This window comes from Nocardia farcinica, assembly GCF_029867845.1.
Taxonomy (GTDB): domain Bacteria; phylum Actinomycetota; class Actinomycetes; order Mycobacteriales; family Mycobacteriaceae; genus Nocardia; species Nocardia farcinica_A.
Genome location: NZ_JARWRU010000062.1, coordinates 1 through 5,342 on the forward strand (window position 1 = coordinate 1; position 5,342 = coordinate 5,342).

At 71.8% G+C, this 5,342-nt stretch carries 4 protein-coding genes and 1 pseudogene; all 5 read left to right on the forward strand.

What is annotated here, in order from left to right:
* Positions 1-937: glycosyltransferase family 4 protein (locus QH283_RS00980; protein WP_280501133.1), on the forward strand; the 937-nt coding region annotated here is incomplete at its 5' end.
* Entirely contained in the window at positions 934-2,196 is a 1,263-nt protein-coding gene (locus QH283_RS00985; protein ID WP_280501134.1) for a glycosyltransferase family 4 protein, read from the forward strand. The genes QH283_RS00980 and QH283_RS00985, both read left to right, overlap by 4 nt.
* Before the next feature lie 173 nt (positions 2,197-2,369).
* On the forward strand, positions 2,370-3,689 hold the full coding sequence (locus tag QH283_RS00990; protein WP_432420635.1) for a lipopolysaccharide biosynthesis protein: 1,320 nt from the start codon (positions 2,370-2,372) through the stop codon (positions 3,687-3,689).
* Positions 3,686-4,690, forward strand: a complete 1,005-nt coding sequence (locus QH283_RS00995; protein ID WP_280501135.1) for a CgeB family protein — start codon at positions 3,686-3,688, stop codon at positions 4,688-4,690. The genes QH283_RS00990 and QH283_RS00995 overlap by 4 nt, the downstream gene beginning before the upstream one ends.
* Positions 4,677-5,342, forward strand: a pseudogene (locus QH283_RS01000) (hypothetical protein); the annotation flags it as partial. The gene QH283_RS00995 and the pseudogene QH283_RS01000, both read left to right, overlap by 14 nt.

Here is a 5,342-nt window from a genome sequence, read left to right on the forward strand (position 1 = left end):
TGCGGGCGACCCGCCCGACGGGGCGGCCAGGGGGGGGCGGGTCGGCGGTGCGACCGGGCGGCGGGTGCGCGCGGCCCGCCGCGACCGGGCCGCCCGGGGTGAGCCGTTGATCCTGGACCGGCATTTCGCCCTCTACGGCCCGCCGCGTGGGCGGCACCGCCTTGTCGTGGATTTACACGGCCCGTGGGCGGCGGAGAGCCTCGCCGCCGGACAGAGCGCGGCGGCCGCGCGCGTCAAGTATGTGGTGGAACGGGTGCGGGCGCTGCGCGCGGACCGGTTCGTGGTGCTGTCCCAGCACATGCGTGAGCTGCTGGCCACCGATTACCGGGTGGATCCCGCGCGGGTCGAGGTGATCGCCCCCGGTGTCGATGTGGACCGGTTCACCCCGGCCCCGGTCGCCGGGACCGAGGAGCCGATCGTGCTGTGTGTGCGGCGGCTGGAGCACCGCATGGGCATCGATGTGCTGCTGCGGGCCTGGCGTGCGGTGGCGGCGGCGCATCCGAGGGCGCGGCTGGTGGTGGTCGGCACCGGCACCGCCGAGGCGGTGTTGCGCGCGCAGGCCGAACCCCTCGGTGCGGCGGTGCGTTTCACCGGCGGTGTCGGTGACGGTGAACTGGCCGCGCTCTACACCCGTGCCGCGGTGACGGTGGTGCCGTCGGTGGCGTTGGAAGGGTTCGGGTTGATCGCGTTGGAGTCGCTGGCCGCCGGGCGCGCCCCGGTCGTCACCGACTGCGGTGGGTTGCCGGATTCGGTGCGCGGACTCGATCCGAGCCTGATCGTGGCCCGCGGTGACGCCGACGCGCTGGCCGAGCGGCTGGTGGCGGCGTTGGATGGGAAGCGCCCGGACGCCGCGGCCTGCCGCGCGCACGCGGAAACGTTCTCCTGGGCGGTGGCCGCCGAACGGCATGCGGTGCTGTATCGGGAGCTGGCCCGGTGACGCGCGCGGTGTTCCTGTCCCACACCGCCGCTCCCTCCGGTGCGGAGCTGGCGACGCTGCGGCTGCTGGTCGCCCTGCGCGAGGCCGCTCGCGCGCACGAGACGGAAGAAGCCGCCGCGGCCTCGGCCGATGCGGTCGCGCGGGCGGCGCCGGCCGGGCCGGTTGTGCGGTCGGTGGCGGGGGAAAGCGTCGGGACGGTCGGGCCGGTGCGCGCGTCGATGCTGGTGACCGAGGACGGTCCGCTGGTCGAGTTGCTGCGCGCTCGTGGCGTTCCGGTCACCGTGTGCGGCAACGACTTCGACAGTCGCAGCCTCACCATCGCCGGGTCGGGGCCGTTGCGGTTGGCCGGTGGTGCGGTCGAGCTGATCCGGCTCGGTGCCCGGTTGGGGAAGTACGTGCGCGCCGAGGGCGCCGATGTGCTGGTGGCGCAGAGCACCAAAGCGCTGCTGATGGGGGCGGTGGCGGCGCGGCGGGCGCGGGTGCCGTTGGTGTGGCAGGTGCACGACCGGGTGGCGGGTGAGTACTTCGGTCCGGTCCTGGCGTTGCTGTTGCGGGTGCTCGGCTGGACGGTGGCGCGTGGGGTGCTCGCCAACAGTCGCGCCACCCTGGCGACTCTGTACACGCGTGGCCGTCGCGCCGCCGTGGCTTATCCGGGCGTTCCCGACACCGAGCCCGGTGCGCGCGGTCCGCAGCGGGCGCCCGCCGACACGCGGCTGGTGCTGGTGGGGCGGCTCACGCCGTGGAAGGGGCACGAGATCCTGCTGCGGGCGTTGCCGTTGCTGCCGGTGCCGCCGCGGCAGGTGTGGTTCGTCGGTGGCGTGTTCTTCGGGGAGGACGAGCATCGGCGTGCGTTGGAACGGTTGGCCGCGCAGGTGGCGGTGCCGGTCGAGTTCACCGGTCACGTCGACGATCCGGGCCCGTACCTGCGTGATGCCGATATCGCCGTGCACTGTTCGGTGACCGCTGAACCGTTCGGGCAGGTGGTGGTGGAGGCCATGCGCGCCGGGTGTGCGGTGGTGGCCGCAGGCGCGGGCGGGCCCACCGAGATCGTGCGGGACGGGGTCGACGGGTTGCTGGTGGCCCCGGGTGATCCGGTGGCGTTGGCGGCGGCGCTGGAGCGGCTCATCGCCGATCCGGCGTTGCGGACCAGGCTCGCCGAGGCCGGGGTGCGGCGCAGCCGGGACTTCTCCGTCGCGGAGACCGCGCGGGTGGTGGCCGGGTTGCTGCACGCCGTCGCCGGGAGCCGGGGTGCGCGGTGAGCCTGGCCGATCAGAAGACCGTCCCCATCCGCATCGTCCCCCGGCACTACCCGGTGTCGCTGGACGGGTTGCGCGCCCCCGACTACGACCTGCCGACCGAGGTCATTCCGGCCTTCGCCGACTGGCCCACCGAGAAGCTGCCGGTGCTGTCGGCGCGGGCGCTGCAGGCCGCGATCGAGGAGGCCGAGGGCGCGCCGAAGTCGCGGGCGCGGGAACTGGCGGCGCTGGTGCGCGACATCGCCTACGTCAGCTTCGGCAAGTACGGCCAGTACCTGGTGACGGTGGCGACGCTGCCGTTGATCGCGCGGGTGCTCGGCACCGCCGGGATGGGTTTGCTGGCGATCGGGATGTCCGCCTACTTCCTTGGGTCGCTGCTGATCGACCTGGGCATCACTTCCTATATGGCCGCGCGGGTGCAGGAGTCGGGGATGCTCGAGTCCGAGAGGCATCCCGGCGGGGCCGGTGCGGACGGCGCGCGGGTGGATGTGGGGGTGGTCAACCGTATCCGCGGCACCTATCTGGTGATCCGGGCCGTGATCCTGGGCGTGGTCGGGCTGGTGTCGGCGGTGGCTGTGGTGGTGGGGGCGCCCGAGCAGGTCACGATGATCGCGCTCGGGTTGTTCGTGGGCGGGTTCTGGTCGATGTCGGAGGACTGGGTGCTCATCGGGCAGGGCCGTTTCGGCGCGTCCACCCTGTATCAGTCCGTCGCGCGGGTCGGCTATCTCGGGTTGCTGCTGGTGCTGTTGCCCCGGTTCCCTTCCGCGGTGATGGCGTTGCTGTGCCTGCTCGGGTCGGCGGTGATCAGTGTGGCGTTGACCTGGTGGGACACCTGGCGTGCGTTCGGGTGGCCGAGCGCGCCGCGTGGGGTGGGAACGCTGGTTCGGCAGGCGGCGCCGGTGATCAGCGGCAGGTTGTTGACCACCAGCTACGGGCAGGGTGCGGCGACGGTGTACGGCACCGTTCTGGACGCGGTGTCGCTGGGGTTGTTCTCCGCGTCGGACCGGTTGGTGCGGGCGGTGCAGTCGCTGCTGGACCCGATCGGGTTCGCGTTGCTGCCCCGGTTGGCCAAACGTGGCAAGGAGGCCAGGTTCTGGCCGGACGCGGTGCGGTCGCTGACGGTGTGCGTGGGGGTGGCGTGTGTGGCGTCGGTGGCGCTGTGGCTGGCGGCGCCGCTGGTGATTCCGGTGGTGTTCGGCGCCGATTTCGACGGCGCGGTCGACGTGCTGCGGTTGGAGGCGTTGATCCTGCCCGCGACCACGGTGACCTCGTTCGTGACCACGGCGGTGCTTCCGGTGCGTCAGGACACCAGCGGTGTGCTGATCGGCGCGATCGTCGGCACCTGTGTGGCGGGGGTCGCGCTGCTGATGGCGGTGCGCACCCATTCGATGTGGACACTGGCCGGCGGCATCGTGGCCGCCGAAGGCGCGGTGGCCGTCTGGTATCTCGCGCGCATGCGCGGACTGTTCGTGCGTGAACGAAGAAGGACCCGATGAAGATCCTGTTCCTCGGCGACGACTGGCTCGGCAGCAATGCCCGCTCGCTGGCCGAAGGTTTCCGAGCTCTCGGCCACGAGGTCATCGTGATCGACTCCACCGCGGCGACGTTGCCGCCGCGGCTGTCGCCGTCGTGGATGTATGCGAAAACCCATGAGCGGCGCGCCTGGTGGACCGTCGATCGTATCCACACCCGGCTCGAGCGGGCCGCCGCCGAGTTGCGCCCGGACATGGTGTTCGGGTTCAAGTCGGTGCACCTGGATCAGCGGCGGCTGCTGGACATCCCGGCGGCGCTGCACGTGCACTACAGTCCCGACGATGTCGCCAACCCGGTCAACACGACCGCGGACTATCTGGCGCACGAATCGGAGTGGGATCTGGTGGTCACCACCAAACGACACAACGTGCCCGAGTTGCTGGCACGGGGAGCGAAGGAGGCGTTGTTCGTGCGCAGCGCCTACGACCCGGCCTGGCATCATCCGGCCGCGCGCCGCACCACCCGGCAGTTCCTGGTCGGGTTCATCGGCGCGTGCAGGCCCGATCGCCGTGACGGCATGGTGTCGCTGGCGCGCACCTATGGTGCGCAACTGCTGGTCGCCGGCCCGGGGTGGCGGCGGGTGCGCAGGTTGCGCACCACCCGGGCCGCGGTGACCGGCCCGGTGTACGGGGAGGATTTCGCCATGACGGTGGCGACGGTGACCGCCAATCTGGTGCTGTTGAACTCCGACAACCGCGACACCCACACCTGCCGCACCTTCGAGGTGCCCGCCAGCGGCGGGTTGTTCGTCGGGGAACGCACCGACGAGCACGCCGAGCTGCTCGCCGACGGCGCCGAGGCGTTCCTGTTCTCCAGCCGCGACGAACTCGACGAGATCCTCGAACGGTGCGCGCAGTTCCCCGACCAGGTCGCCAAGGTCGCCGAGGCCGGGTATCGGCGCGTCGTCGAAGGCGGCCACACCTACACCGATCGTGCGAGGGAGATCCTGCGTGCCCTCGAGTGATCCTTCCACCTGGGGGGATGTGTGGGCCTGCGGTCCGCTGCTGGTGATCGTCGCCGCCCTGGCGGCCATGGTCGCCGCGGGTGTGCTGGTCTCCGGTGTGCTGCGGGTGTTGTTGATCGCGCAGGCGGTGTACTGGTCGATGTCGTATGTGGCGCGGCCGGTGTTGTTGCTGACGGTGCGGCCGGCGCCGCGTTTCGGTGACAACATCGCCGACCCTCGGCTGGCGGAGATCGGCTACGACGTCGGCATCGCCGGTGCGCTGGAACCGGTGGCGTTCGGGTTGTCGGTGTACGCGGCGGTGATGCTGGCCTATGCGTTGTGGGCGCGGCCGAGGGAACGCCGCCGTCGCGCCGCCCTCGCCGGTGACCCGGACTTCATCGCCACCCTGTGGGCGCTGTACGCGTTGGGCACGCTGGCCCGGCTGGCCAGTGTGGCGGGCGGCACCGCCGGGCAGGCCGGTGAGGTCGAGGCGGCGTCGCCGCTGTTGAGTCTGCTGGCCATGCCGGCCACCCTGGGCGCGGTCGGGTTGCTGGTGTTAGCGCGTCCGGCCACCACCCGCGCCAAAAATGCGACGCTGGGGTTTTTGGTGGTGGGGGAGCTGTGGTGGCCCACCGCGTTGACCTCCAAGAATCCGAACAAGGGGGGGGCGCCG